This window comes from Streptomyces sp. NPDC054047 (assembly GCF_055585065.1).
Map to the genome: position 1 here is coordinate 16,877 of NZ_JBVJKV010000001.1, position 25,118 is coordinate 41,994.

Annotated in this window: 26 protein-coding genes; 12 read left to right on the forward strand and 14 right to left on the reverse strand. The window is 70.8% G+C overall.

The window, feature by feature from the left end:
* Nucleotides 1-81: 81 nt before the first annotated feature.
* The gene (gene serB, locus ACZ6ZP_RS00085) at nucleotides 82-1,296 is read left to right on the forward strand and encodes a phosphoserine phosphatase SerB (RefSeq protein WP_351161773.1); all 1,215 of its coding nucleotides are present in this window, start codon (nucleotides 82-84) and stop codon (nucleotides 1,294-1,296) included.
* 106 nt (nucleotides 1,297-1,402) lie between these two features.
* Here the strand turns inward: serB and ACZ6ZP_RS00090 are convergent, their stop codons facing one another.
* The 4 genes from ACZ6ZP_RS00090 to ACZ6ZP_RS00105 form a co-directional block, all read right to left on the reverse strand.
* A complete protein-coding gene (locus ACZ6ZP_RS00090) occupies nucleotides 1,403-1,921 on the reverse strand; it encodes a SixA phosphatase family protein (protein WP_351161775.1) in 519 nt (172 codons plus the stop codon).
* An 88-nt stretch (nucleotides 1,922-2,009) separates the two neighbouring features.
* The gene (locus ACZ6ZP_RS00095) at nucleotides 2,010-2,282 is read right to left on the reverse strand and encodes a hypothetical protein (protein ID WP_383819908.1); all 273 of its coding nucleotides are present in this window, start codon (nucleotides 2,280-2,282) and stop codon (nucleotides 2,010-2,012) included.
* 120 nt (nucleotides 2,283-2,402) lie between these two features.
* Nucleotides 2,403-2,519 (reverse strand): SGM_5486 family transporter-associated protein, encoded by a 117-nt coding sequence (locus ACZ6ZP_RS00100; RefSeq protein WP_351161777.1) that lies wholly within the window; start codon nucleotides 2,517-2,519, stop codon nucleotides 2,403-2,405.
* Between the two features lie 106 nt (nucleotides 2,520-2,625).
* On the reverse strand, nucleotides 2,626-3,933 hold the full coding sequence (locus tag ACZ6ZP_RS00105) for a CynX/NimT family MFS transporter (protein ID WP_351161779.1): 1,308 nt from the start codon (nucleotides 3,931-3,933) through the stop codon (nucleotides 2,626-2,628).
* 129 nt (nucleotides 3,934-4,062) lie between these two features.
* On the opposite strand from ACZ6ZP_RS00105, the gene ACZ6ZP_RS00110 reads away from it, so the two are divergent.
* The gene (locus ACZ6ZP_RS00110; RefSeq protein ID WP_351161780.1) at nucleotides 4,063-4,749 is read left to right on the forward strand and encodes a FadR/GntR family transcriptional regulator; all 687 of its coding nucleotides are present in this window, start codon (nucleotides 4,063-4,065) and stop codon (nucleotides 4,747-4,749) included.
* Between the two features lie 19 nt (nucleotides 4,750-4,768).
* Here the strand turns inward: ACZ6ZP_RS00110 and ACZ6ZP_RS00115 are convergent, their stop codons facing one another.
* The 3 genes from ACZ6ZP_RS00115 to fabG form a co-directional block, all read right to left on the reverse strand.
* Nucleotides 4,769-5,101 carry a hypothetical protein gene (locus ACZ6ZP_RS00115; protein ID WP_351161782.1) on the reverse strand — a complete coding sequence of 111 codons (333 nt, stop codon included), beginning with the start codon at nucleotides 5,099-5,101 and terminating at the stop codon, nucleotides 4,769-4,771.
* Nucleotides 5,102-5,236: 135 nt separating this feature from the next.
* The gene (gene fabI, locus ACZ6ZP_RS00120; protein WP_351161784.1) at nucleotides 5,237-6,004 is read right to left on the reverse strand and encodes an enoyl-ACP reductase FabI; all 768 of its coding nucleotides are present in this window, start codon (nucleotides 6,002-6,004) and stop codon (nucleotides 5,237-5,239) included.
* Nucleotides 6,005-6,009: 5 nt separating this feature from the next.
* Nucleotides 6,010-6,729 (reverse strand): 3-oxoacyl-[acyl-carrier-protein] reductase, encoded by a 720-nt coding sequence (gene fabG, locus ACZ6ZP_RS00125; RefSeq protein ID WP_351161786.1) that lies wholly within the window; start codon nucleotides 6,727-6,729, stop codon nucleotides 6,010-6,012.
* Between the two features lie 187 nt (nucleotides 6,730-6,916).
* Here fabG and ACZ6ZP_RS00130 point away from each other — a divergent pair, with 187 nt between their 5' ends.
* The 3 genes from ACZ6ZP_RS00130 (at nucleotide 6,917) to tyrS (ending at nucleotide 11,193) form a co-directional block, all read left to right on the forward strand.
* Nucleotides 6,917-8,440 carry a TldD/PmbA family protein gene (locus ACZ6ZP_RS00130; RefSeq protein ID WP_351161788.1) on the forward strand — a complete coding sequence of 508 codons (1,524 nt, stop codon included), beginning with the start codon at nucleotides 6,917-6,919 and terminating at the stop codon, nucleotides 8,438-8,440.
* The gene (locus ACZ6ZP_RS00135; RefSeq protein WP_351161790.1) at nucleotides 8,437-9,849 is read left to right on the forward strand and encodes a metallopeptidase TldD-related protein; all 1,413 of its coding nucleotides are present in this window, start codon (nucleotides 8,437-8,439) and stop codon (nucleotides 9,847-9,849) included. Before ACZ6ZP_RS00130 ends, ACZ6ZP_RS00135 begins: the two co-directional genes overlap by 4 nt.
* Before the next feature lie 75 nt (nucleotides 9,850-9,924).
* A complete protein-coding gene (gene tyrS, locus ACZ6ZP_RS00140; protein WP_361463442.1) occupies nucleotides 9,925-11,193 on the forward strand; it encodes a tyrosine--tRNA ligase in 1,269 nt (422 codons plus the stop codon).
* Between the two features lie 74 nt (nucleotides 11,194-11,267).
* On the opposite strand, the gene ACZ6ZP_RS00145 is transcribed toward tyrS, so the two are convergent.
* Nucleotides 11,268-11,543 (reverse strand): GlsB/YeaQ/YmgE family stress response membrane protein, encoded by a 276-nt coding sequence (locus ACZ6ZP_RS00145; RefSeq protein ID WP_351161794.1) that lies wholly within the window; start codon nucleotides 11,541-11,543, stop codon nucleotides 11,268-11,270.
* 215 nt (nucleotides 11,544-11,758) lie between these two features.
* Between ACZ6ZP_RS00145 and ACZ6ZP_RS00150 the strand changes: the two genes are divergently transcribed.
* Together ACZ6ZP_RS00150 and ACZ6ZP_RS00155 are read left to right on the forward strand one after the other, a co-directional pair.
* Nucleotides 11,759-12,148: a DUF3099 domain-containing protein gene (locus ACZ6ZP_RS00150; protein WP_351161796.1), complete on the forward strand. Its 390-nt coding sequence runs from the start codon at nucleotides 11,759-11,761 to the stop codon at nucleotides 12,146-12,148.
* Between the two features lie 189 nt (nucleotides 12,149-12,337).
* On the forward strand, nucleotides 12,338-12,553 hold the full coding sequence (locus tag ACZ6ZP_RS00155; RefSeq protein ID WP_351161798.1) for a hypothetical protein: 216 nt from the start codon (nucleotides 12,338-12,340) through the stop codon (nucleotides 12,551-12,553).
* On the opposite strand, the gene moaA is transcribed toward ACZ6ZP_RS00155, so the two are convergent.
* The 3 genes from moaA to ACZ6ZP_RS00170 form a co-directional block, all read right to left on the reverse strand.
* Complete coding sequence (moaA, locus tag ACZ6ZP_RS00160) at nucleotides 12,550-13,557, reverse strand: GTP 3',8-cyclase MoaA (RefSeq protein ID WP_469405079.1); 1,008 nt, start codon at nucleotides 13,555-13,557, stop codon at nucleotides 12,550-12,552. The two genes, ACZ6ZP_RS00155 and moaA, sit on opposite strands and share 4 nt — an antisense overlap.
* A 168-nt stretch (nucleotides 13,558-13,725) precedes the next feature.
* Nucleotides 13,726-15,360 carry a solute symporter family protein gene (locus ACZ6ZP_RS00165; protein WP_351161802.1) on the reverse strand — a complete coding sequence of 545 codons (1,635 nt, stop codon included), beginning with the start codon at nucleotides 15,358-15,360 and terminating at the stop codon, nucleotides 13,726-13,728.
* Complete coding sequence (locus tag ACZ6ZP_RS00170; protein ID WP_383819898.1) at nucleotides 15,357-15,725, reverse strand: DUF485 domain-containing protein; 369 nt, start codon at nucleotides 15,723-15,725, stop codon at nucleotides 15,357-15,359. Before ACZ6ZP_RS00170 ends, ACZ6ZP_RS00165 begins: the two co-directional genes overlap by 4 nt.
* A gap of 328 nt (nucleotides 15,726-16,053) precedes the next feature.
* Here ACZ6ZP_RS00170 and ACZ6ZP_RS00175 point away from each other — a divergent pair, with 328 nt between their 5' ends.
* From ACZ6ZP_RS00175 to ACZ6ZP_RS00195, 5 genes are all read left to right on the forward strand, one after another.
* The gene (locus tag ACZ6ZP_RS00175) at nucleotides 16,054-17,586 is read left to right on the forward strand and encodes a S8 family peptidase (RefSeq protein WP_366463355.1); all 1,533 of its coding nucleotides are present in this window, start codon (nucleotides 16,054-16,056) and stop codon (nucleotides 17,584-17,586) included.
* A 14-nt stretch (nucleotides 17,587-17,600) separates the two neighbouring features.
* The gene (locus ACZ6ZP_RS00180) at nucleotides 17,601-19,187 is read left to right on the forward strand and encodes a S8 family peptidase (RefSeq protein ID WP_383819895.1); all 1,587 of its coding nucleotides are present in this window, start codon (nucleotides 17,601-17,603) and stop codon (nucleotides 19,185-19,187) included.
* A gap of 89 nt (nucleotides 19,188-19,276) precedes the next feature.
* Nucleotides 19,277-19,846, forward strand: a complete 570-nt coding sequence (locus ACZ6ZP_RS00185) for a hypothetical protein (protein WP_351161810.1) — start codon at nucleotides 19,277-19,279, stop codon at nucleotides 19,844-19,846.
* A 21-nt stretch (nucleotides 19,847-19,867) separates the two neighbouring features.
* The gene (locus tag ACZ6ZP_RS00190; protein ID WP_383819892.1) at nucleotides 19,868-21,361 is read left to right on the forward strand and encodes a CoA transferase; all 1,494 of its coding nucleotides are present in this window, start codon (nucleotides 19,868-19,870) and stop codon (nucleotides 21,359-21,361) included.
* 84 nt (nucleotides 21,362-21,445) lie between these two features.
* Nucleotides 21,446-22,516 carry a CopD family protein gene (locus ACZ6ZP_RS00195; RefSeq protein WP_351161814.1) on the forward strand — a complete coding sequence of 357 codons (1,071 nt, stop codon included), beginning with the start codon at nucleotides 21,446-21,448 and terminating at the stop codon, nucleotides 22,514-22,516.
* Here the strand turns inward: ACZ6ZP_RS00195 and ACZ6ZP_RS00200 are convergent.
* From ACZ6ZP_RS00200 to ACZ6ZP_RS00210, 3 genes are all read right to left on the reverse strand, one after another.
* A complete protein-coding gene (locus ACZ6ZP_RS00200) occupies nucleotides 22,503-23,183 on the reverse strand; it encodes a lysoplasmalogenase (RefSeq protein WP_383819961.1) in 681 nt (226 codons plus the stop codon). The genes ACZ6ZP_RS00195 and ACZ6ZP_RS00200 overlap by 14 nt on opposite strands.
* 35 nt (nucleotides 23,184-23,218) lie before the next feature.
* Entirely contained in the window at nucleotides 23,219-24,103 is an 885-nt protein-coding gene (locus ACZ6ZP_RS00205; RefSeq protein ID WP_351161816.1) for a sterol desaturase family protein, read from the reverse strand.
* Nucleotides 24,104-24,318: 215 nt separating this feature from the next.
* The gene (locus tag ACZ6ZP_RS00210; RefSeq protein WP_351161818.1) at nucleotides 24,319-25,047 is read right to left on the reverse strand and encodes a VIT1/CCC1 transporter family protein; all 729 of its coding nucleotides are present in this window, start codon (nucleotides 25,045-25,047) and stop codon (nucleotides 24,319-24,321) included.
* Nucleotides 25,048-25,118: the final 71 nt, after the last annotated feature.

Sequence of the window (25,118 nt, forward strand, 5' to 3'; positions counted from 1 at the left end):
TCCCCCACCCCCACCGGGAGGTGTCCGGCAAGCGGACCGCCCCACCGGGTGACCCGCACCGCCGGATACGGTGGGACCACCATGAGCGCTCCTCATCACCCGCACCCCGCCGATGTCCCCACGCTCCTCGTCAAGATCTTCGGCAAGGACCGTCCCGGAATCACCGCAGGCCTCTTCGACACCCTCGCCGCCTACTCCGTCGACGTCGTCGACATCGAGCAGGTCGTCACGCGTGGCCGCATAGTGCTGTGCGCGCTCGTCACCGCGCCGCCGGCCGGCCTGGAGGGCGACCTGCGCTCCACCGTGCACAGCTGGGCCGATTCCCTGCGGATGCAGGCCGAGATCATCTCGGGCATCGGTGACAACCGTCCCCGTGGCCTCGGCCGTTCCCACGTCACGGTGCTCGGTCACCCCCTCACCGCCGAGTCGACCGCCGCCATCGCAGCACGCATCACCGGGACCGGCGGCAACATCGACCGCATCTTCCGGCTCGCCAAGTACCCGGTCACCGCGGTGGAGTTCGCCGTCTCCGGCACGGAGACCGAGCCGCTGCGCACCGCCCTCGCCCTGGAGGCGGCGAAGCTCGGCGTGGACGTCGCCGTCGTCGCGGCGGGTCTGCACCGCCGCGCCCAGCGGCTCATCGTGATGGACGTCGACTCGACCCTCATCCAGGACGAGGTGATCGAGCTCTTCGCGGCGCACGCCGGCTGCGAGGACAAGGTCGCCGAGGTGACCGCCGCCGCGATGGCCGGAGAGCTGGACTTCGAGCAGTCGCTGCACGCCCGCGTGGAGCTGCTCGCCGGGCTCGACGCCTCGGTCGTCGACAAGGTCCGCTCCGAGGTCCGCCTCACCCCGGGTGCCCGCACCCTCATCCGCACGCTCAAGCGCCTCGGCTACCAAGTGGGCGTCGTATCAGGCGGGTTCACCCAGGTCACCGATGATCTGAAGGAACGTCTCGGCCTCGACTTCGCCCAGGCCAACACCCTGGAGATCGTCGACGGCAAGCTCACCGGCAAGGTGACCGGCGAGATCGTGGACCGCGCGGGCAAGGCCCGGCTGCTGCGCCGCTTCGCCGACGAGGCCGGGGTCCCGCTGGAGCAGACCGTCGCGATCGGCGACGGCGCCAACGACCTCGACATGCTGAACGCGGCCGGTCTCGGTGTCGCCTTCAACGCCAAGCCCGTCGTCCGCGAGGCCGCGCACACGGCGGTGAACGTCCCCTTCCTCGACACCGTCCTCTACCTCCTCGGCGTCACCCGCGAAGAGGTCGAAGCGGCGGACACGCACACCGACTGAGCCGGGCCGACTCCTTCGTCGTCACGCACGTACGCCGATGGGCCCCGATACCGCCGCGGTATCGGGGCCCATCGGCGTACGTGCGTCAGGACCTGTTGTCGGGGACCTACTCGGACGGCGCCCAGTAGTCGGCCAGCGTGCCGACCCCGGGCTCCAGGGCCTTCCACGAGCCGGAGTACGTCAGGACGGCGAAGGCGGAAGTCGGGAAGCCGCGGCGGTCCATCCGAGTACGGGCGTCGCCCTCGGCGTCACCCGCGAGGATGTCGGCGAGCCCCTGCACCCCGGGGTTGTGGCCGATCAGTACGACGTTCTGCACGTCGTCCGGGGTTTCGTTGAGCACGGCGATCAGCTCGCCCGGAGAGGCCTCGTACAGCCGGTCCTCGTAGACGGTCTTGGGCCTGTGCGGCAGCTCATGGACGGCGAGCTTCCATGTCTCGCGGGTCCTGGCGGCGGTCGAGCAGAGGGCCAGGTCGAAGGGGATGCCGCTGTCGGCCAGCTTGCGCCCGGCGACGGGGGCATCCTTGCGGCCGCGCTCCGCGAGCGGGCGCTCGTGGTCGGACACCTGCGGCCAGTCGGCCTTCGCATGCCGGAAAAGGACAATCCTGCGGGGTTCTGCGACGCTCATGCGTCCCAGCTTCGCATGAAAGGCGCCAGCGGGCGCAAGGAGTTGGCGTGCTCCCCCGGCACGGGTGACGGCGTCCACCCGGGGCAGGTCACGGGGTCGTACGGAAGACCGTCTCCTGGATGCGCTCGAGCACGTTTGTCACCACCGGCTCGCCGCTCGCCGCGTGTGCGTCGGCCGGGTTCAGGATCAGCAGGAGCAGGGCCGCGAAGGCGATGGCGGGAAGGGCGATCGCCCACCACGGAAGCTGGATCTCGACGCTCGCAGAGTCCTGGCGGGCTCCCGGGTCGCGCCGAATGTGCGAACGGGCCGACATGCCGCCTCCGTGGTCTTCGAGTCCTCCGTGCCGCGTCTTCGCGGCCACATCTCGAAGGTACGGATCAGGCGACCCTCAGCACATCCGGTGATCCACCCACTTGACCCTGACACTGGCCCCCTAGGGGATGGTGGTGCTAACCCCACCATCCGCCCTGCCGGGGTCAGTTCACGGCGACGCGATGGAGGCGATGATGCCGATGACCACGGTGATGGCCAGCATCGCGCCGAGCACGATGAGCAGCTTCTTCTGGCCGTTCTGGGGGTTCGGATCGAGCACTGGCATGGGGAGAGTCTCGCACCCTTTGTCCGAGGGGCCTCCGCCGGGGTCGGCCGACGGAGGCACCGGGGCGGCCGACGGAGGCCTCCGCCGACCGACGGAGGCCCAGGGGTCAGGCAGCCGCCGCGACCTCGTCCTCGACCGTGCGGTTGCGGCCCGCGAGGATGCCCACCACGATCTGCGGCACCATCAGGCCCGCCATGAGCGCGATCGGCAGCCCCCAGCCGCCGCTGTGCTGGTAGAGCACGCCCACCAGGAGCGGCCCCGGGATCGAGATCAGGTAGCCCGTGCTCTGCGCGAAGGCCGAGAGCTTGGCGACGCCCACGCTGCTCTTGGCCCGCATGCCGACCATGGTGAGGGCCAGCGGGAAGGCGCAGTTGGAGACGCCGAGCAGCAGGGCCCACGCCCAGGCGCCGCTCTCGGGGGCGAGGTAGAGACCCGCGTACCCGGCCAGGCCGCAGGCGCCGAGGACGACCACCACGGGGCCCTGGTTCGGCAGCCGCGTGGCGACGCGCGGGATGACGAAGGCCAGCGGCACGCCCATCGCCATGGTGACGGCGAGCAGCACACCGGCCTCCCCCGCGGGGACCCCGGCGTCACGGAAGATCTGCGGCATCCAGCCCATCGTGATGTACGCGGCGGTGGCCTGCAGCCCGAAGAAGCAGGCCAGCGCCCACGCCGTACGGCTGCGGGTGATGCGCAGGCCCGCGTCCTCCTGGCGCACCGTGGGGCTGACGTGCTCCGGGGCGGCGGACGCGGCGGTGCGGTCGCGCACGAGCGGCACCCACGGCACGACGGCGACTACGGCGAGCACCGCCCACACCGCGAGCCCGGACTGCCAACTGCCGCCCAGCGCATCGGTCATGGGCACCGTGACGGCGGCCGCCATCGACGTGCCGAGCGCGAGCGCCATCGAGTAGAGCCCGGTCATCGAGCCGACCCGGTCCGGGAACCAGCGCTTGACGATCACCGGCATCAGGACGTTGCTGACCGCGATGCCCATGAGGGCGAGCGCGCTGGCGGCGAGGAAGCCGACGGTGCCGCCCAGGAAGGGGCGGATGGCCAGGCCCGTGGCGATCGCGGCCATGCCCGCGCAGACGACCGCGCTGGGGCCGAACCGGCGGGCGAGCCGCGGCGCCATCACTCCGAAGACCGCGAAACAGAGCGGCGGGACGGAGGTGAGCAGTCCGGCGAGCGTGCCGCTCATGCCGAGCCCGACACGCACCTCTTCGAGGAGGGAGCCGAGGCTGGTGATGGCCGGGCGGAGGTTGAGGGCGGCCAGGACGATGCCGACGATGACCAGACGCGTCGCCCACGCGCGCGTGGGGGGCTGTTTCTCCGCTGCCCCGCTCGCCGCGTCGGTACGTATCGGTGTCGTCGTCTGTGTCGGTGTCATCGTCCCGGTTTCCTCACTAGCCATGGGGCCATCATAGAATCATGGGATGATTGGCTGTCCAATCCGTTGTCGCTGTTTCCGTCACTCTGTTGCCTCCGTCCCCGTCACATCCTGTTGTCCCTGTCTCCGTCACATCGCGCACGAAGGAACGTCATGCCGCTGACCACCCCTCACCGCTCAGCGCTCTCCGAGCAGGTCATCGCCGAGCTGCGTAACCAGATCTCGTCGGGCGAGTGGCCGGTCGGCTCCCGCATCCCCACCGAGCCCGAGCTGGTCGAGCAGCTGGGCGTGGCGCGCAACACCGTCCGGGAGGCGGTGCGCGCCCTCGCGCACAACGGCCTCCTCGACATCCGCCAGGGCTCGGGCACCTACGTGGTCGCGACGAGCGAGCTGGCCGGCGTGATGCAGCGCAGGTTCGCCGACGCGGAGCCCCGGCACATCGCGGAGCTGCGCAGCACCCTGGAGTCGAGCGCGGCGACGCTGGCCGCGCAGCGGCGCACGGAGCGCGACCTCAAGCAGCTCGACGCCCTTCTGGAGCGCCGTGAGGAGGCATGGGAGTCCGGCGACGCGGAGGCCTTCGTGGCGGCCGACGCGACCTTCCACCTGGCGGTCGTGGCCGCGTCCCACAACGACGTGATGACGGCGATGTACGCGGACCTCGGCGAGGTCCTGCGGGACTGGCTGCGCGAGGACGTCGGCGAGAAGCTGACCCCCGAGAGCCACATGGACCACGCCCGGCTCGTCGACGCGATCCGGGAGAAGGACGCGGAGGCGGCCGCCAAGGAGGCCGCCGCCTACCCGTTCATGTGCCGCCCCGAGCGGTTCACGTCTGACGGGTGACTCGCTGCCTTCGGCTCACTCACTTCTGGTGGCTGACCCAGACGGACCGGATCTCTTTCCAGCACCGCCCGGTGAGCCGCACCGTCTGGGCGGGCCCGGCCTCCACGGAGACTCCGTCGCTGTCGATGTCCCACCACTGCTCGCACTCCACGTGCAGCCGGACCCGGTCGGTCTCGGGGTACGGGTTGTGGCAGTGCGCGACCGCGTCCGAACCCTCGACGCTGACGCGGCACTCCGCGCCGAACGGCCGCGGTTCGACCGCCTCCACGCGTGCGCGTGGCGGCCTCGCCTCTCCGACGGCGTGCGACGCGGCGCCGGGCAGGGCGATCAGCAGGGTGAGAGCGGCGAGCACCGCAGGAGGTGACGGGCGCACACCTCAGGGTGCGCGCTCGTGCCCCGACCGCGCCCGGCCAGTGGGCCGAACGGGCGACGCCCCGCCTCCCGCGCAGGGCGGGGACGGGGCGTCGGGAACGTACGAAATACCTGGTCAGGCACCCATCATGTGCACGCCGCCGTCGACGTGGACGATCTCGCCCGTCGTCTTGGGGAAGAAGTCCGAGAGCAGCGCGACGACGCCGCGGCCCGCGGGCTCCGGGTCGGCCATGTTCCACGCCAGCGGGGAACGGGTGTTCCACACGTCGGCCAGCTCCGTGAAGCCCGGGATGGACTTCGCGGCCATCGAGCCGATCGGGCCCGCCGAGATGAGGTTGCAGCGGATGTTGTCCTTGCCCAGGTCACGCCCGAGGTAGCGCGAGGTGGCCTCCAGGGCGGCCTTGGCCGGACCCATCCAGTCGTACTGCGGCCAGGCGAACTGCGCGTCGAAGGTGAGGCCGACGATCGCGGCGCCGTCGCTCATCAGCGGCCGGCAGGCCATGGCGAGCGACTTCAGGGAGAACGCCGAGACGTGCATGGCCGTGGCGACCGACTCGAAGGGCGTGTTGAGGAAGTTGCCGCCGAGCGCGTCCTGCGGGGCGAAGCCGATGGAGTGGACGACGCCGTCCAGACCGCCGAGCTCCTCGCGGACGAGGCCCTCGAGGCGGTCCAGGTGCTCCTGGTTGGTCACGTCGAGCTCGATGACCTTGGCGGGCTTGGGCAGCTTCTTGGCGATGCGCTCGGTGAGCGTGGGGCGCGGGAAGGCGGTGAGGATGACCTCGGCGCCCTGCTCCTGCGCGACCTTGGCCGCGTGGAACGCGATGGAGGACTCCATCAGCACGCCCGTGATCAAGATCTTCTTGCCGTCGAGAATTCCGCTCATGGTGATCAGTGACCCATGCCCAATCCGCCGTCAACCGGGATGACGGCTCCAGTGATGTACGAAGCGTCGTCCGAGGCGAGGAACTTCACCGCCGCGGCGATCTCCTCGGGCTGCGCGTAACGGCCGAGCGGCACCTGCGCCATGATGTTCGACCGCTGGTCGTCGGTGAGCGCCTTGGTCATGTCGGTGTCGACGAAACCGGGCGCCACGACGTTGAAGGTGAGGTTGCGCGACCCGAGCTCACGGGCGAGCGAGCGCGCGAAGCCGACCAGGCCCGCCTTGGACGCGGCGTAGTTCGCCTGCCCCGGGCCGCCCATCAGGCCGACGACGGAGGAGATCAGCACGACGCGGCCCTTCTTGGCACGCAGCATGCCGCGGTTGGCGCGCTTCACGACACGGAAGGTGCCGGTGAGGTTGGTGTCGAGGACGGACGTGAAGTCCTCCTCGGACATCCGCATGAGGAGCTGGTCCTTGGTGATCCCGGCGTTGGCCACCAGGACTTCCACCGGACCGTGCTTCTCCTCGATCTCCTTGTAGGCCTGCTCCACCTGCTCGGTGTCCGTGATGTCGCACTTGACGGCGAGGACTCCGAGCTCGGTGAGGGCCTGGGGCGGTTCACCCGAGCGGTAGGTGATCGCGACCTTGTCGCCGGCGTCGGCGAAGACGCGGGCGATGGCGAGGCCGATGCCCCGGTTTCCTCCGGTGACGAGAACCGAGCGGCTCAACGGATCACCCTTTCGATAGCGGTCTGGTACCTCGAAAACCTATCGGTACGGTGCTCCATACGGAGAATCGACGACCGACAGTGGCGTACCGGACTCACTGTCGGGTCCCTACAGAAAACTCTGGCCGCCGGGCCTCCACGCGCGACATGATCTGATACCGACCCGTGCCGACAGCAGGGAGACATCCGTGCCTCATTCCATCGATGAAGCCTTCACGGCACTGCCGCTCAGGGCTCTCGCCGACGCCGCGCTCGCCCGCGCGCGTGCGCTGGGCGCGGACCACGCGGACTTCCGCCTCGAGCGGGTGCGCAGCGCCTCCTGGCGGCTGCGGGACGCCAAGCCGTCCGGCACGTCGGACACCACGGACCTCGGCTACGCGGTCCGTGTCGTGCACGGCGGGACCTGGGGGTTCGCCTCGGGCGTGGATCTGACGATGGGAGCGGCGGCGAAGGTCGCGTCCCAGGCCGTGGCGATGGCCAAGCTCTCGGCGAAGGTCATCAAGGCTGCGGGTTCGGACGAGCGCGTGGAGCTGGCCGCCGAGCCGGTGCACGCGGAGAAGACCTGGATCTCCTCGTACGAGATCGACCCGTTCTCCGTGCCGGACGAGGACAAGAGCGGGCTGCTCGCCGAGTGGAGCTCCCGGCTCCTCGCCGCCGACGGCGTCTCGCACGTCGACGCCTCGCTGCTCACCGTGCACGAGAACAAGTTCTACGCGGACACGGCGGGGACGGTGACCACGCAGCAGCGGGTCCGCCTGCACCCGCAGCTCACCGCGGTCGCGGTGGACGAGACGAGCGGCGAGTTCGACTCGATGCGGACCATCGCGCCGCCGGTCGGGCGCGGCTGGGAGTACCTCACCGGGACCGGCTGGGACTGGGACGCCGAGCTGGACCGCATCCCCGAGCACCTCGCCGAGAAGATGCGGGCGCCGAGCGTGGAGGCAGGCACGTACGACCTGGTCGTGGACCCCTCGAACCTCTGGCTGACCATCCACGAGTCCATCGGCCACGCCACCGAGCTCGACCGCGCGCTCGGCTACGAGGCGGCGTACGCGGGGACGTCGTTCGCCACCTTCGACCAGCTCGGCAAGCTCGCGTACGGCTCGTCGATCATGAATGTGACGGGCGACAGGACCGCCGAGCACGGGCTCTCCACCATCGGGTACGACGACGAGGGCGTGGCCGCGCAGTCCTGGGACCTGGTGAAGGACGGCACCCTGGTCGGCTATCAGCTGGACCGGCGCATCGCGAGGCTCACCGGTTTCGAGCGCTCCAACGGCTGCGCGTACGCGGACTCCCCCGGCCATGTGCCGGTGCAGCGCATGGCGAACGTGTCGCTCGCGCCGGACCCCGGCGGGCTCGCCACGGAGGATCTGATCGGGGGCGTCGACCGCGGCATCTACGTGGTGGGCGACCGGTCCTGGTCGATCGACATGCAGCGGTACAATTTCCAGTTCACCGGACAGCGCTTCTACCGCATCGAGAACGGCCGCATCACCGGCCAGCTGCGCGATGTCGCCTACCAGGCGACGACCACCGACTTCTGGGGGTCGATGGCCGCGGTCGGCGGCCCGCAGACGTACGTGCTCGGCGGCGCCTTCAACTGCGGCAAGGCCCAGCCGGGCCAGGTCGCGGCGGTCTCGCACGGCTGCCCCTCGGCCCTGTTCCGAGGCGTCAACATCCTCAACACGACGCAGGAGGCGGGTCGATGAGCTCTCGTACGAACGGTTCGAACCGCACCAACAAGCCGCACGAGATCGTCGAGCGCGCCCTGGAGCTGTCCACCGCCGACGGCTGCGTCGTCATCGCCGACGAGCACTCGACCGCGAACCTGCGCTGGGCGGGCAACGCCCTGACCACGAACGGCGTCACCCGCGGCCGCACCCTCACCGTCGTCGCGACCGTCGACGGCAAGGAGGGCACCGCTTCCGGCGTCGTCTCGCGCTCGGCCGTCACCAAGGACGAGCTGGAGCCCCTGGTCCGCGCCGCCGAGCACGCCGCGCGCGGGGCGGGACCCGCCGAGGACGCGCAGCCGCTGGTCGCCGGGGGCAAGGAGTCCGCGGACTTCAGGGAGGCGCCCGCCGAGACGTCCTCCGCCGTCTTCGCGGACTTCGCCCCCGCGCTCGGCGAGGCGTTCGCCACGGCCCGCGCGGGCGGGCGTGAGCTGTACGGCTTCGCCAACCACGAGCTGGTGTCGAGCTATCTCGGTACGTCGACGGGGCTGCGCCTGCGGCACGACCAGCCCAACGGCACCCTGGAGCTGAATGCCAAGTCCCCGGACCGTACGAAGTCGGCGTGGGCGGGGCGCGCGACCCGGGACTTCGGGGACGTCGACCCGGCGGCGCTCGACGCTGAGCTGGCCAAGCGTCTGGGCTGGGCGCGGCGGCGCGTCGACCTGCCGGCCGGGCGGTACGAGACGATCCTGCCGCCGACCGCCGTCGCGGACCTGCTGATCTACCAGCTGTGGTCGGCGTCGGCCCGGGACGCGGCCGAGGGCCGGACGGTGTTCTCCAAGCCGGGCGGCGGCACCCGCGTCGGCGACCGGCTCGCCGAGCTGCCCCTGACGCTACGCAGCGACCCGAACGAGCCGGGCCTGGAGTCCGCGCCGTTCGTGCTCGCGCACGCCTCGGGCGGTGACTCGTCCGTCTTCGACAACGGACTTCCGCTCGCCCCCACCGACTGGGTGCGGGCCGGCGAGCTCGCGCATCTGACCAGCACCCGGCACAGCGCGGCCCTGACCGGCCTGCCGGTGGCCCCGGCCATCGACAACCTCATCCTGGACGGCGGCACCGACCGCTCCCTGGAGGAGATGGTCGCGAGCACGGAGCGCGGGCTGCTGTTGACCTGCCTCTGGTACATCCGCGAGGTGGACCCGGCCACGCTGCTGCTCACCGGGCTCACCCGGGACGGCGTCTACCTCGTGGAGAACGGCGAGGTGGTGGGCGAGGTGAACAACTTCCGTTTCAACGAGTCGCCGGTCGACGTGCTCTCGCGGGCCGCCGAGGCCGGGCGCACGGAGAAGACGCTGCCCCGGGAGTGGGGCGACTGGTTCACCAGGGCCGCGATGCCCGCCCTGCGCATCCCCGACTTCAACATGAGCTCGGTCAGCCAAGGCGTGTGACGCCCATAGACTGGCCGGTACCGGTTGGTACCGGCCAGAGCTTTTCCCAGCAGCCTTTCAAGGAGACACAAGACCGTGACGGACATCGTCGACGAGCTGAAGTGGCGCGGGCTTTTCGCCCTGTCCACGGACGAAGATGCACTGCGCAAGGCGCTCGCGGACGGCCCCGTCACGTTCTATTGCGGCTTCGACCCCACCGCGGCCAGCCTGCACGTCGGCCACCTGGTGCAGGTCCTCACGGTGCGCCGGCTCCAGCAGGCCGGGCACCGGCCGCTCGCCCTGGTGGGCGGCGCCACGGGCCAGATCGGTGACCCGCGGCCGACCGCCGAGCGCACCCTGAACGACCCCGAGACGGTCGCGAACTGGGTGGCCCGGCTGCGCTCGCAGATCGAGCCGTTCCTGTCCTTCGAGGGCGAGAACGCCGCGGTGATGGTCAACAACCTGGACTGGACCGCGGGAATGTCCGCGATCGAGTTCCTGCGGGACATCGGCAAGCACTTCCGCGTGAACAAGATGCTGACCAAGGACTCCGTGGCCCGGCGCCTGGAGTCGCAGGAGGGCATCTCCTACACGGAGTTCAGCTACCAGCTGCTGCAGGGCATGGACTTCCTGGAGCTCTACCGGCGCTACGGCTGCACGCTGCAGTCCGGCGGATCCGACCAGTGGGGCAACCTCACGGCGGGCATCGACCTGATCCACCGCCTGGAGCCGGACGCCGCGGTGCACGCCGTCGGCACGCCGCTGATGGTCAAGGCGGACGGCACCAAGTTCGGCAAGTCCGAGAGCGGCGCCGTCTGGCTCGACCCGGAGATGACCACGCCGTACGCGTTCTACCAGTTCTGGCTGAACGTGGACGACCGGGACGTCTCGACGTACATGCGCATCCTCAGCTTCAAGTCCCGCGAGGAGCTCGAGGAGATCGAGAAGCTCACCGAGGAGCGCCCGCAGGCCCGTGCGGCCCAGCGCGCGCTCGCCGAGGAGCTGACGACGCTGGTGCACGGCGCCGACCAGTGCGCCGCGGTCATCGCCGCGTCCAAGGCGCTGTTCGGCCAGGGCGAGCTCGGCGACCTCGACGAGGCGACGCTGAGCGCGGCCCTCTCCGAGCTGCCGCGCGTCCAGGTCACCGAGCTCGGCCCGGTGGTGGACCTCCTCGCGGAGGTCGGCCTGGTGGCGAGCAAGTCCGCGGCCCGGCGCACGGTCAAGGAGGGCGGGGCCTACGTGAACAACGCGAAGGTCGCGTCCGAGGACGCCGTACCGTCCCGCGACGAGCTGCTGCACGGGCGCTGGCTCGTGCTGCGCCGGGGCAAGAAGAACCTGGCGGCGGTCGAGGTCACCGCGGGCTGACCCGCTTCCCGTACGCGCGCGAGAGGGGCCGGCCCACCAGGACCGGCCCCTCTCGCATGCCGCTTACGCGCAGGTCAGGCCCGCTGTTTGTTGCCCCTGATCATCTTGTACGCCATGTCTCCGACGCCCACGACGACGAGGGCCGCCACCAGCTGAAGCGCGTGTCGACCCCAGTCGATGCCCTTGGTGTCATCGATGCCGAACCCAGAGGCAAGCGAGTTGCCGATGATCGCGCCGATGATGCCGAAGATCGTGGTCAGCCAGAGCGGACTGTGCTGCTTTCCGGGCAGGATCGCCTTGGCGATCAGCCCCAGCACGAATCCCACGACGATGGCCCACAACCAGCTCATAGCTGCCTCCTCATCCGGCTCAACATGAGCATTACGGTCAGTCTCGACCGATCCTCCATACGGCGCATGTCGGGCGCCCCCATACGTGGCATGACGCAGTCAGGACACCGGGAAGGGGGCGGCCCCGGTCTCGAAGGCTGCGCAGCCGCGGCGTAACGTGGAGCGGGTCCGGGCCGGGGAGTGCCCGGCTTCTTGTGAGCAGGCGGTGGAATGTGATGCGGAAGCAGAGCGGCGCCCAGGTCTTCCGGATCACAGGGGCCCGGCAGGGCCTCGCGGACGACGTGCGCGGCAGGCAGCGCCGGTACGTGATCTCGATGTCGATCCGTACTCTTTCGGTCATTGCCGCGGCGGTGCTGTGGAACGTCGAGCGGCATGTCGCCCTCGTCGCTCTGGTGCTCGGCATCCTCCTGCCGTACATCTCCGTGGTGATCGCCAACGCGGGCCGGGAGAGCGTCCCTTCGCTGCCGTCGACCTTCGTACCCGCACCATCCCGGCCAATGATCGCGCCACCGACGGCGCACGGCGAGTCCGCGGAACCCTTCCCGGAAGCCGGTACGGGGCCCGCGCCGGACGAGCCCAGCGCCCCCTCCGGCCGCCAGAACTGACCGTCGACGTTGCGCCAAGCTCAAGAAAAGCTCAGATCAATCATGTAGTTCCGGTGCCAGGCAGCGGGTCCCCCATGACATACTTCGTACGCGCTCCGCATCCCCCGTCGGAGCGACAGACCGACGCCGGGCAGCTCCCCCCGTGGCTGCTCGGCGTCGCCTTGTTTTGAACGCACTTGGACGTTACCTGTGAGCGACGAGACACCGATCTGTTCCGCCAAGGGCTGCCGCGCCGCCGCCGTGTGGGTGCTCGCGTGGAACAACCCGAAGATCCACACTCCGGAGCGCCGCAAGACGTGGCTCGCCTGTGATGAACACCGCGAGCACCTCTCTCAATTCCTGGGCGTGCGCGCCATGTTGAAGGACGTCGTGCCGCTGGCCGACTGGGAGGCGCGCGGCGACTAGCCGCCGATCGCCGACATCGGGCGGTCGGGCTGGAGGAACGCCGGGTCGTCGAGGCCCGAGCCCGCCTTCTTGCCCCACATCGCGAGCTTCCAGATGCGCGCGATGGCCTCGTCCGAGCCGCCCTCGCTGTCTTCGCCGTTCGCCCGCAGGGCCGCCCTGAGGTCGGTCTCCTCGGTGGCGAACAGGCAGGTGCGGACCTGGCCGTCGGCCGTCAGGCGGGTGCGGTCGCAGGCCGAGCAGAACGGGCGGGTGACGGAGGCGATGACGCCGACACGATGCGGTCCGCCGTCCACGACCCAGCGCTCGGCCGGCGCGGAGCCGCGCTCGCCGGAGCCCTCTTCGGTGAGCTCGAAGCGCGTACGCAGCGACTGCAGGATGTCACCGGCGGTGATCATGCCGTCGCGCTTCCAGCCGTGCTGGGCGTCCAGCGGCATCTGCTCGATGAACCGCAGTTCGTAGTCGTTCTCGACGGCCCAGGCGAGCAGGTCGGGGGCCTCGTCGTCGTTCAGGCCCGGCATCAGGACCGTGTTCACCTTGACCGGGGTCAGGCCCGCCTCACGGGCCGCTTCAAGGCCCTCCAGGACGTCCTTGTGGCGGTCGCGGCGGGTGAGGGTCTTGAAGACGTCGGGGCGCAGCGTGTCCAGGGAGACGTTGACCCGGTCGAGGCCCGCGGCCTTGAGGGCGGCGGCGGTGCGCTTGAGGCCGATGCCGTTCGTCGTCAGGGACATCCTGGGGCGCGGCTCCAGCTGGGCGCAGCGCTCGACGATGCCGACGAGGCCGGGGCGCAGCAGCGGCTCGCCGCCGGTGAAGCGGACCTCGGTGATGCCCAGCCGGGTCACGGCGATCCGGATGAGGCGGACGATCTCGTCGTCGCTGAGCAGCTCCGACTTGGACAGCCACTGAAGGCCTTCTTCGGGCATGCAGTACGTGCACCGCAGATTGCACTTGTCCGTCAGCGAAACCCGCAGATCGGTGGCCACTCGGCCGTAAGTGTCGATGAGCACGTGGGCCCCCTCCCTGATCCTGATTCAGCCGGTCCGGTTCAGATACCACGAGCCTACGTGACGGGAGTGACATCGAGCGGGGCCCGATCCCACGAGGAGCGGTGCGGCCGCGTCGTAGAGATCTACCAATGATCTACGACGCGGCCGCTGACGTGCGCTTTCAGCCGCTCAGTGAGCGCCGGTGCCCGTGAGGGACCGTACCTCCAGCTCCGCGTACTTGCCCTTGTCCGGCTCCTCCTTCGAGAGCATCGTGCCGAGCCAGCCGAGCAGGAAGCCCAGCGGGATGGAGATCAGACCCGGGTTCTCCAGCGGGAAGAAGTCGAAGTTCGCGCTGGGGAACATCGAGGTGGGCTTGCCGGAGACGACCGGCGAGAACAGCACCAGGCCGACCGCGGCCACCAGTCCGCCGTAGATGGACCAGAGCGCGCCCTGCGTGGTGAACCGCTTCCAGAAGAGGCTGTAGAGGATCGTCGGCAGGTTCGCGGAGGCCGCGACGGCGAAGGCCAGGGCGACCAGGCCCGCCACGTTGAGATCGCGGGCCAGGGCGCCCAGGGCGATGGAGACGAGGCCGATGAAGACGGTCGACCAGCGAGCGGCCTTCATCTCCTCCTTCTCGGTTGCCTTGCCCTTCTTGATGACGTTGGCGTAGATGTCGTGCGCGAACGACGAGGACGAGGCGAGGGTCAGACCGGCGACGACCGCGAGGATCGTGGCGAAGGCGACCGCAGAGATCACGGCGAGCAGGAGCGCGCCGCCGGTGGAGTCGCCACCGCCGCCGATCTCCAGGGCGGCGAGCGGCGCCGCGGTGTTGCCCGCCTTGTTCGAGGCGATGATGTCGCCCGGCTTGAGCAGGGCGGCGGCGCCGAAGCCGAGGACGATCGTCATCAGGTAGAAGGCGCCGATGATGCCGATGGCCCAGTTCACGGACTTACGCGCGGCCTTGGAGGTCGGCACCGTGTAGAAGCGGATCAGGATGTGCGGCAGTCCCGCGGTGCCGAGCACCAGGGCGATGCCGAGCGAGAGGAAGTCCAGCTTCGAGGTGCCGCTCGCGCCGTACTTGAGACCGGGCTCCAGGAAGGCCGAGCCCTTGCCGCTGTTGGAGGCGGCGGTGCCGAGCAGATCGGAGACGTTGAAGTTGAACTTCAGCAGGATCAGGAAGGTGATCAGCACGGTGCCCGCGATGAGCAGCACCGCCTTGACCATCTGCACCCAGGTGGTGCCCTTCATGCCGCCGATGGTGACGTAGACGATCATCAGGACGCCGACGAGGGCGACGATCAGGATCTTGCCCGCGTCGCTGGTGATGCCGAGCAGCAGCGAGACCAGGACGCCCGCGCCCGCCATCTGCGCGAGCAGGTAGAAGATCGAGACGACGATCGTGGAGGTGCCCGCGGCGGTGCGCACCGGACGCTGGCGCATGCGATAGGCCAGCACGTCGCCCATCGTGTAGCGGCCGGAGTTGCGCAGCGGTTCGGCGACCAGGAGGAGCGCCACCAGCCAGGCGACCAGGAAGCCGATGGAGTAGAGGAAGCCGTCGTACCCGAAGAGCGCGATGGCGCCCGCGATGCCGAGGAAGGACGCGGCGGACATGTAGTCGCCGGAGATCGCCAGACCGTTCTGGAAGCCGGTGAACTGGCGGCCGCCCGCGTAGAAGTCGGCGGCGCTCTTGGTCTGGCGCCCCGCCCAGACGGTGATGAAGAGGGTCGCGACGACGAAGGCCGCGAAGAGGCTGATGATCAGCGCCCGGTGCTCGGAGGCGTCGGATGTCGCTGCCAGGACTGTGGTGCTCAGCGCGGGGCTCATGCGCCGCCCTCCATACGGGACTTGATCGCCTCGGCCTTGGGGTCGAGCTTCGTGTTGGCGTGGCGCGAGTAGAACCAGGCGATGAGGAACGTGGTCAGGAACTGGGCGAGGCCGAGGATCAGGGCGACATTGATGTTGCCGAACAACTTGGTGCCCATGAAGTCGCCCGCGTAGTTCGAGAGCAGGACGTACGCGAGGTACCAGACGATGAAGGCGACGGTCAGCGGGAAGGCGAACGAGCGGTGCGCCTTGCGGAGTTCACCGAACTCCGGGCTCGCTTGCTCCTGGAGGAATTCTTCCGTGGTCGGCGCATGGGGAGCGGGGGCTACTCCGTCCTTGGACGGTGGGGAGGCATCGGGGGCCACGGAGTCTTCTCCTCGTGGTGCGGGTGCGGTGGGGACGGACAGCTGATCCATTGGCTCTCTCTGGTCCGGCAGTGATGCGGATCACGTGAGCCACGGATGGCGATGCTAAGGCCACGGGACGTGATCCGACAGGGGTCGATGTTGGTTCCGTTACCTGTTCAACGTCATGGCGGCACGTCCGGCGCGGTGCGACGCGGTGCTTTCTTCCGGAATCCATTGCTGGCCTGGGAGTTCGGGGGATAGCTTCACCCTGAACGACCCGTCATGTACCTGCCCGATCACAAGTTGTGTTCGGGCAGTTCACGTATCCGGATGATGTGGAGATCCCATGGCTCATCTGCGTTCCAGACGTCGCATCGCGCTCACCGTGCCGCTCGGCATCGCGCTCGCGGCGTCGGTCGGCTTCGCACCGGGCGTCGCGACAGCGGCCCCCGACGCCCCCGCCACCGCGTCGGCGAAGGCCGAGTCACCGAAGCTCGCGTACGTCGTCAACACCCGCACGGACTCCAAGACGATCGCGTACGTCAAGAGGGCGATCGCCAAGGCTGACGGCACCGTCGTCGTCGCCTACCCGAAGATCGGCGTGATCGTCGCGCACTCGGCCAACCCCGACTTCGGCAAGCAGCTGCGCAAGGTCAAGGGGGTCCACTCCGCGGGCGCGACCCGCACCTCGCCCCTGACGGCGGCGGGCACCACGGAGGAGGGCGCACCGACCCTCCTGTCGAAGGCCGACGCCAAGGCGGCCAAGGCGCAGGCGGGTTCGGCCGCCGAGCCGCTCGAGGCCGACCAGTGGGATCTGCGCGCGATAGGCGCCGACAAGGCGGCCAAGATCAATCCGGGCAGCAAGAAGGTCACCGTCGGCGTCATCGACACCGGAGTCGACGACACGCACCCGGACCTCGCGCCCAACTTCTCGGCCTCGCAGTCGGCGAGCTGTGTCGGCGGCAAGGCGGACACCTCCGCCGGCGCCTGGCGCCCGGAGAAGCCCGACCACTACCACGGCACGCACGTGGCCGGCGAGATAGCCGCCGCCCGCAACGGCGTGGGCGTCGCGGGCGTCGCACCCGGCGTGAAGGTCGCGGGCATCAAGGTCGCCGACCCGGTCAGCGAGCTGTTCTACCCGGAGAGCGTCGTCTGTGCGTTCGTGTTCGCCGCCGACAAGGGCATCGAGATCACGAACAACAGCTACTACGTGGACCCGTGGCTCTACAACTGCATGGACGACCCGGACCAGCGGGCCATCGTCGACGCGGTCAACCGCGCCCAGCTGTACGCCCAGAAGAAGGGCACCCTGAACCTGGCGTCCGCGGGCAACTCCAACCACGACCTCGCCGCCGACGAGATCCTGGACGACTCCAGCCCGGACGACTCGACGCCGGTGCCGCGCACCATCGACCCGTCCGAGTGCTTCGACCTGCCGACGCAGCTGCCGGGCGTGGTCACGGTCAGCGCGACGGGCGTGCAGAACCTCAAGTCGTACTACTCCACGTACGGCAACGGCGTGATCGACATCGCGGCCCCCGGCGGCGACAAGTACCAGATCCCGGCCGACACCCCGTCGAAGAACGGCCGCATCCTCTCCACGATGCCGGGCAACGAGTACGGCTGGCTCCAGGGCACCTCGATGGCGTCGCCGCACGCCTCGGGCGTGGCCGCGCTCCTGAAGTCGACGCACCCCAAGGCGAGCCCCGCCGAGCTCCAGCGGCTGCTCAAGAAGCAGGCCGACAACCCGGGCTGCCCGACGACTCCCTACGACCCGGACGGTGACGGCAAGGTCGACGCCGTCTGCGAGGGCGGCAAGAACAAGAACGGCTTCTACGGCAGCGGGATCGTCGACGCGCTCGACGCCGTGAAGAAGTGAGGGGCTCGCACACCATGACCGCACCCTTCACGCGCTCCCGCCGCGTGCTCGCACTCCCGCTCGGCATGGCGGTGGCCTCGGCCGTCGCCTTCCTGCCGGGCACGGCGTCGGCCCAGCCCGACGCCGCGGCACGTCCCGGCACCCCGGTGTCGTCGGCCGTGTCGGCTCTCGGCGCGTCGCTCTCGGACGGCACGTCGATGAGCTACGTCGTCAACGTCCGCTCCGGGCACGCCGGTTCACCGTCCGCCAAGACGTCGGCGTACGTGAAGAAGGCCATCGCCAGGGCGGGCGGCAAGGTCGTCATCGCGTACGACAGGATCGGCGTGATCGTCGTCCACTCGTCGAACGCGGACTTCGCCAAGGAGATCCGCAAGGCGCGCGGAGTGGCTTCCGCGGGGGCGACCCGCACGGCGCCGCTGTCCGCGCAGTCCGACGACGCCCTTGAGGCCGACCGGCCGCTGACCGCCGCAGAGGCGCAGCAGGCGGCCGGGCAGGCGGGCGCGGGCCAGGACGAGCTCGAGCCGCTCCAGTGGGACCTGCCCGCCATCAAGGCGGACAGGGCCCACAAGGAGTCGCTCGGCAGCTCCAGGGTCACCGTCGGCGTCCTGGACTCCGGCGTGGACGACACGCACCCGGACATCGCGCCGAACTTCGACGCGAAGGCGTCCGCGAGCTGTCTGGGCGGCGTGCCCGTGCAGAAGGACGGCGCGTGGCGTCCGGTGTCCGGGGAGAGCGACCACGGGATGCACGTGGCGGGCACGATCGCCGCCGCGAAGAACGGCACCGGCGTCACCGGTGTCGCTCCGGGCGTGAAGGTGGCGAGCCTGAAGGTGGCCGAGCCGGCGACCGGCATGTACTACACGGAGGCCGTGGTCTGCGGCTTCATGTGGGCGGCCGATCACGGCGTCGACGTCACCAACTCCAGCTACTACACCGACCCGTGGCTGTTCAACTGCAAGACGGACGCCGACCAGAAGGCCTTGGTCGACGCCGTCGGGCGGGCCACCCGGTACGCGGAGCGCAAGGGCGCGGTGAACGTCGCGGCGGCCGGCAACGCCGAGACGGACCTCGCGCAGGACGAGATCGTCGACGACTCGAGCCCGGACGACACGACGCCCACGGAGCGGGTCATCAAGACCGCGGACTGCCTCGACCTTCCGTCGCAGCTTCCGGGTGTCGTGACCGTCTCCGCCACGGGCGCGAAGGGCATCAAGTCCTCGTACTCGAACTACGGCAAGGGCGTCATCGACATCGCGGCGCCGGGCGGCGACTCCACCCGGTTCCAGAAGCCGGACGCACCGGCCACGGACGGCCGCATCCTGTCGACCCTGCCGGGCGGCAAGTTCGGCTACAAGGCGGGTACGTCGATGGCGTCACCGCACGCCGCGGGCGTGGCCGCGCTCATCAAGTCGGCCCACCCGCACGCGTCGTCGGCGAAGGTGAAGGCGCTGCTCTACGGCGAGGCCGACGCCATGAAGTGCACCGATCCGTACGACATCGACGGTGACGGCAAGGTCGACGCGGTCTGCGCGGGCGGCAAGAACAAGAACGGCTTCTACGGCGTGGGCATGATCGACGCGCTCGACGCCGTGCGGAAGTAGCAGGTCACAGGGCGAGCCGGCAGGTTCGTGAAGCGAGTGGGGCCGGGCGGCCGCGTGCCGCCCGGCCCTTCGCGAGAGGATCTCGTTCCATGTATGAGTATCGCGACGCCGCGTTCGTCCCCGCCGGCACGGACGACTGGGTGGCCTGGCCCGTCCGTCCCCGGTGGCAGGTGGTGCTCGGTTTCCTCGCCCTGCTCGCCTACCTGCCGCTGTGGTGCGTGTTCGCCGTGGTGGTCGTGGCCGGGGTCCTGGTCGTCCTGTTCGTGGCGGAGATCGTCGAGGTGATCAGTTCCTCGACCGAGAAGAAGCTGGACGGTCTGTCGGACCGCATGCTGGAGCGCCTGCGGCTGCCCGACTGGTGCGTGACCTGGCCGGAGCTGCGCCATGAAGGAGACGCGGACTACTACCGCGCCCGGGTGGACAAGATCGTCGGCCGCTGGACGGCCCAGGCGTCCGCGCCCCGGGAGCCCAAGAAGCCGAACCCGCCCGTCGAGTGCGAGATCCCGTGGCGCAACTACCGCGGTGTGGGCGGCGGTTACGTCGTCAGGACCGCGACCGCCCAGGGGTGGGAGCCGCGGCCTTCGGAGCCGGAGAAGTCGGTCAGGCTGTGGTGGTCGGCGGCGTCGGGTACCGAGGCGGGCAGGGGCACGCCGCAGTAGCGGAGGCTGCACAGTACATACATGACGGACACACCCATGGCCGGTACGCGGACGGCGTGGGCCGCGCTCGGCGGCGACCCCGCTCTCCTCCCCCGCGTCACGCCCGTCGTCCGGGACGGCGCGCTCCCCGCGAAGCTCCCCGTGCGCGAACTGGCCCGCGGCTGCGTCGGGGCCTGCGCGCTGGCCGCCGCCGAGCTGACCGCGGCCCGTACCGGGCAGGCGGTGCCGGGGGTGCGGGTCGACGACGGGGCGGTGGCCACGGCGTTCACCAGTGAGCGCCACCTCCTCGTGGCCGGGCGTGCGCCCGTCACCTTCGCGCCGCTGTCCCGCTTCTGGCGCACCGCGGACGGCTGGGTGCGGACCCACGCCAATTACCCCCACCACCAAGAAGCGCTGCTGGCCGCCCTTGGCCTCGCGGCGCCCTCCGTGGAGACGGTGGCCGCACGGCTCGCGGAGCGCTCCGCCCTGGACGTCGAAGACGCCGTGTACGCCGTCGGGGGCCTCGCCGTGGCGCTGCGTACGCCCCAGGAGTGGGCCGCGCACCCGCAGGGCGCCGCGGTGGCGCGGCGGCCGCTGCTGAGCCGCGAGCGGATCGGTGACGCGCCCGCACGGGCCCTCCCCGGGCTCACGGGCTCCCCCGCACTGCCCGCCGCGGGACTCCGTGTCCTGGACCTCACCCGGGTCATCGCGGGCCCCGTCGCGACCCGCACGCTCGCGCTGCTCGGCGCGGACGTGCTGCGCGTCGACCCGCCCCGGCCGCCCGAACTCCCCGACCAGCACACCGACACGGGCTTCGGGAAGCGGTCCGCGACGCTCGACCTGGCGGCACGCGCCGACCGGCGTACGTTCGACGAGCTGCTCGCACGGGCCGACGTGGTCGTCACCGGCTACCGGCCCGGCGCCCTCGACCGCTTCGGGCTCGCACCGGAGTCACTGGCCGAGCGCAGGCCCGGGGTCGTGGTGGCGCAGCTGTCGGCGTGGGGCGGGTACGGGCCGTGGGCGGGGCGGCGCGGGTTCGACAGCCTGGTGCAGGTCGCCACCGGGATCGCGGCCGTCGAGGGGTCACGGGAGCGGCCCGGCGCGCTGCCCGCCCAGGCCCTGGACCACGGCACGGGCTACCTGCTGGCGGCGGCCGTCCTGCGCTCGCTCGCCGAGCAGGCGGCGGGCGACGGCGGGGCCCGGTGCGTGCGGCTCGCTCTGGCGCGGACGGCGGGGTGGCTGCTGGAGGGGCGGCTGCCGAAAGGGGACTGTGCGGAGATGGACGGTGCGGAGATGGGCGGTGCGGAGGTGGATGGTGCGGAGGTGGATGGTGCGGAAGGGGACTGTGGGGAAGGGCCGGTCAGCGCGGTCGCCGTCGACGCCTCGTACGACGGTCCCGCCGCCTGGCTGACCGGGATGGACAGCCCGCAGGGGCCGCTGCGGTACGCGCTGCCGGCGGTGAGCTTCGCGGACGGGCCGGTGAACTGGGCGCGTCCGCCCGGCCGTTGGGGCGCCGATACGCCCGAATGGCGCTGAGAGGGACCCGCCGGGCGGAAGGGGATTCCGCCAGTTGTTCGCCAGGACTTGCCCGTCAAGGGGGCACCTGGTGAAGATCTTGTGGTGAGTTCCATACAACCGTCCGCCGACCCCGGCGGCGAGGCCACGGCGGACGCGGGCGCCGCCACGCCCCACGCCGCGCCCCTCGCCGCGCATCGCGCACCGCGCCGCCGCCCCTCGACGGGTCATGCCGTCGCCGTGCTCGTGCTGGTGGCCGTCGCCGCGCTCGTCCCGCTGCTCGGCCCGTCGGCGGCGCTGAGCGGCACCGGGGAGGCCGAGGCGCCGGGCACGGCCGGGATCACGTTCCTGCGGACGGTCATGTTCGCCGCGCTCTGCGTGCAGTTGGGCGAGGTGTACGCGACGCGTCTGGCCCGCCGGGTGCCGGGCGCGCCCCTCGACCGTGCGCCGCGCAGCTGGGCGGCGTACGCGGCGGGCGCGGGCATCGTCGCCGCGCTCGGCCTGGCTTCGGTGGTAGCCACCGGCAACCTCGTGCCCCGGCAGCTCTCCGACATGGACATCGGCGGCCTCTACCAGTCGCGGGACGGCAGGCTCGCCCTCCTGGAGGTCAACGCCTTCATCGTGGCGCTGCTGTGCGCGCGCTCGCGCCGCCCGTCCGGTGCCGCGCTGCCGCTGGCCGCGGTGATCGTGGCCGAGGCGCTGCGCGCGCACCCTCCGGTGGAGGACACCCCGCTCATCGGCACCGGTCTGACACTGGTGCATCTGACCTGCGGGGTGCTGTGGGCGGGCGGCCTGCTCCAGGTCCTGCGCATGCTGCGGCTGTGGCGGACGTCGGCTCCGGAGGCGGGCGCGGCGGTACTGGGGCTCTACGCGCGCGTGGCTGCCGTCCTGTTCGCCGCGATCACGGTGACGGGCGTGTGCAGCACGCTGCGCCGGATGCCGGCGAGCACGGTCGCCGAGCAGCTGACGGAGACGGCGTACGGGCGCACACTGCTGGCCAAGGTGCTCCTGGTGGTGGCCGTGGCCGTCCTCGCGCTGCTGGCACGGCGCCGGCTGCGCAGGGCCGCGGACCGGGTCTCCGCGTACTCCCCCGCGCGGGCGGAGGTCGTCGTGCTCGGGGTCGTCGTGGCGGTGTCGGCGCTGCTGACCGCGTTGCCGCTGCCTATTCGTTGGTGAGCGGCGCGGGCTGGTGCCGCCTCGGGGGCTGCGTCGCCAGTACGCCGCTGACCAGCAGGAACTGCGCGGCGATGTAGGTCAGCATGATCCAGAAGTCGGGGCGCGGGGCCTGCGGCCACTCGGCGACGCCGGTCGCGATGAGGGTGTCCGACAGGAGGAAGAGCGCGCCGCCGACCGCCGCGGTGAGGCCCAGCCTCGTGGCGGCGAACGCCATCGCGGTGAGCAGGAGGCTGTAGCCCGCCACCGGGCCGCGCATGTCCGCGGGGAGGTCCGGCCAGAGGAGGGCGACCGTGGCGACGAGGGCGACGGCGTACGCGGCCACCAGCCAGGCGCCACGCGCGCGTGCCCTGCCGTAGCGCCTGAAGAGGGCGAGGTAGCAGACGTGCCCCGCGGCGAAGGAGCCCATGCCCGCGAGGAACGCGGGGTCGGCGTCGAAGAGGAGCAGGGTGTCGCCTCCCCAGCCGAAGAGGAGCGCGACGGTCAGGAGGCGCGGGCCTCTGACCGTGAGCACGTACGCCGCCAGGAGCGGCATGAGGAGGGGCTTGAAGACGGTGTGGGCCGCGTCCGATCCCGCCAGCAGGGCCACGAGGTCGCCTGCTGCCGCCAGGGCGAACGCGGCCAGGAGCGCCTTCGCCCTGAGGGACGCCGCTTCTTCGGTGCGCGGCAGCGGAAGCCGCCCGCCCGCGACAGGAGCTGGAGGACTCACGCCGCGCTCTCCGTCACCGGCTCTGGCGCCTTCTGTGGTGCCGCCGGTGGCTGTGGCTGCCAGCCCGGGCCCCGGAACAGCCGTCCGCCCCGCTCGCGCCAGCTGGTCGCCTTCCTGAGGTCCTTGGCTATCGCCGCGTACTCGTGCGTGGCCACCCGCAGCGGGTTGTACGTGGTGATGTTCTTCGTGAGGCCGTAGACCGGGCGGTCCGTCTCCGCGACCCAGGAACCGAACAGGCGGTCCCAGATGATCAGGATGCCGCCGAAGTTGCGGTCCAGGTAGCCGCCCTGCGACGCGTGGTGGACGCGGTGGTGGGAGGGCGTGTTGAACACGAACTCGAAGGGGCGCGGGAGCTTCCCGATGCGTTCGGTGTGGATCCAGAACTGGTAGACGAGGTTCGCCGACGAGCAGAACGCGAGGGCCGCCGGATGCACGCCGAGGGCGATCAGCGGGACGTAGAACGGCCAGACCGTCAGGCTCGTCCAGGGCTGGCGCAGCGCCGTCGTGAGGTTGAACTTGCGGCTGGAGTGGTGCACCACGTGGCAGGCCCACAGGATGCGGATGACGTGGTGCCCGCGGTGCGACCAGTAGTAGAAGAAGTCCTGCGCGAGCAGCATCAGGGGGATCGTCCACCACAGGACCGGGATGTGCAGCGGCGTCAGCGCGTAGATCGCCGTGTAGATCGCGACGATCGGGATCTTCCACAGGAGGTCGAAGACGAGACTGCCGAGCCCCATGCTGATGGAGGTGGCGGCGTCCTTCGTCTCGTACCCGGCTTCGTCCTCGTCGGGATGGATCCGGTGGCTCACGATCTCCACGACGGTGAGCAGCACGAAGGCGGGGATGGACCACAGCACGACATCGGGCAGGTTCGGCGGCATGCGTGCACCGTAAAGGCCCCTGGTCGGCCCCCGCTAGACGTAGTTACCGACAAGTATTACCAGCGGTAAGAAGGCAGATGTTGGTGATCTCCGCCAAAAGCGGACGCTCAAACAACTAGCGGCGCTCGGACAACTGCCGGCGCTCGGACAACCACCGGCGCCCGGACAGCTGCCGACCCGCGGACAGCTGAGGCCGTTCGGCCAACCGCAGCCCCTCAGACCCCCACCGCCCCGAGCAGCACCCCCGCCCCGTACGTCACCGCCATCGCGAGCGCCCCTCCCGCCATGTTGCGCAGCACGGCGGGCCGCACGGCCGCGGAGCCCAGCCGCGCGCTGCTCCAGCCCGTGAGGGCGAGCGCGCCCAGGACCGAGACGACCGTGACCGCCAGGCGCCAGTCAGAGGGCGGCAGGACGATCGCGAGGAGCGGAAGCAGCGCGCCCACCGTGAAGGCCACGAAGCTGGCCCAGGCGGCGTGCCACGGGTTGGTGAGCTCGTCGGGGTCGATACCGAGCTCCACGCGGGCGTGCGCCCGCAGCGCGTCCCGCTCGGTGAGCTGCTCGGCCGCCTCCCGGGCCACTTCGCGGCTCAGCCCGCGGTCCTGGAGGAGGTCCGTCAGCTCGGCCAGCTCGGCCTCGGGCTGCTCCCGCAGCTCGCGCTTCTCCATGGCGAGTGCCGCCTTCTCGGAGTCGCGCTGGGTGGACACGGAGACGTACTCGCCCGCCGCCATCGACATCGACCCGGCGAGCAGTCCAGCAAAACCGGCCGTGAGCAGCGTGCTGCGGTCGCCCGTGGCGCCCGCCACGCCGACCACGAGACCCGCCGTGGAGACGATGCCGTCGTTGGCCCCCAGCACGGCCGCCCGCAGCCAGTTGAGACGGGAGGCGAGCGCGCCGCCGTGCGCCTCGTCGTGTTCGGCCACCTGATCGCTTGCCTGATCGCTCACCCGGGGAGGGTCTCACCCCCGGGTGAGCGACTCCGGCAGGGGCACGCCGTCACCGTCGGCAGGGGCACGCT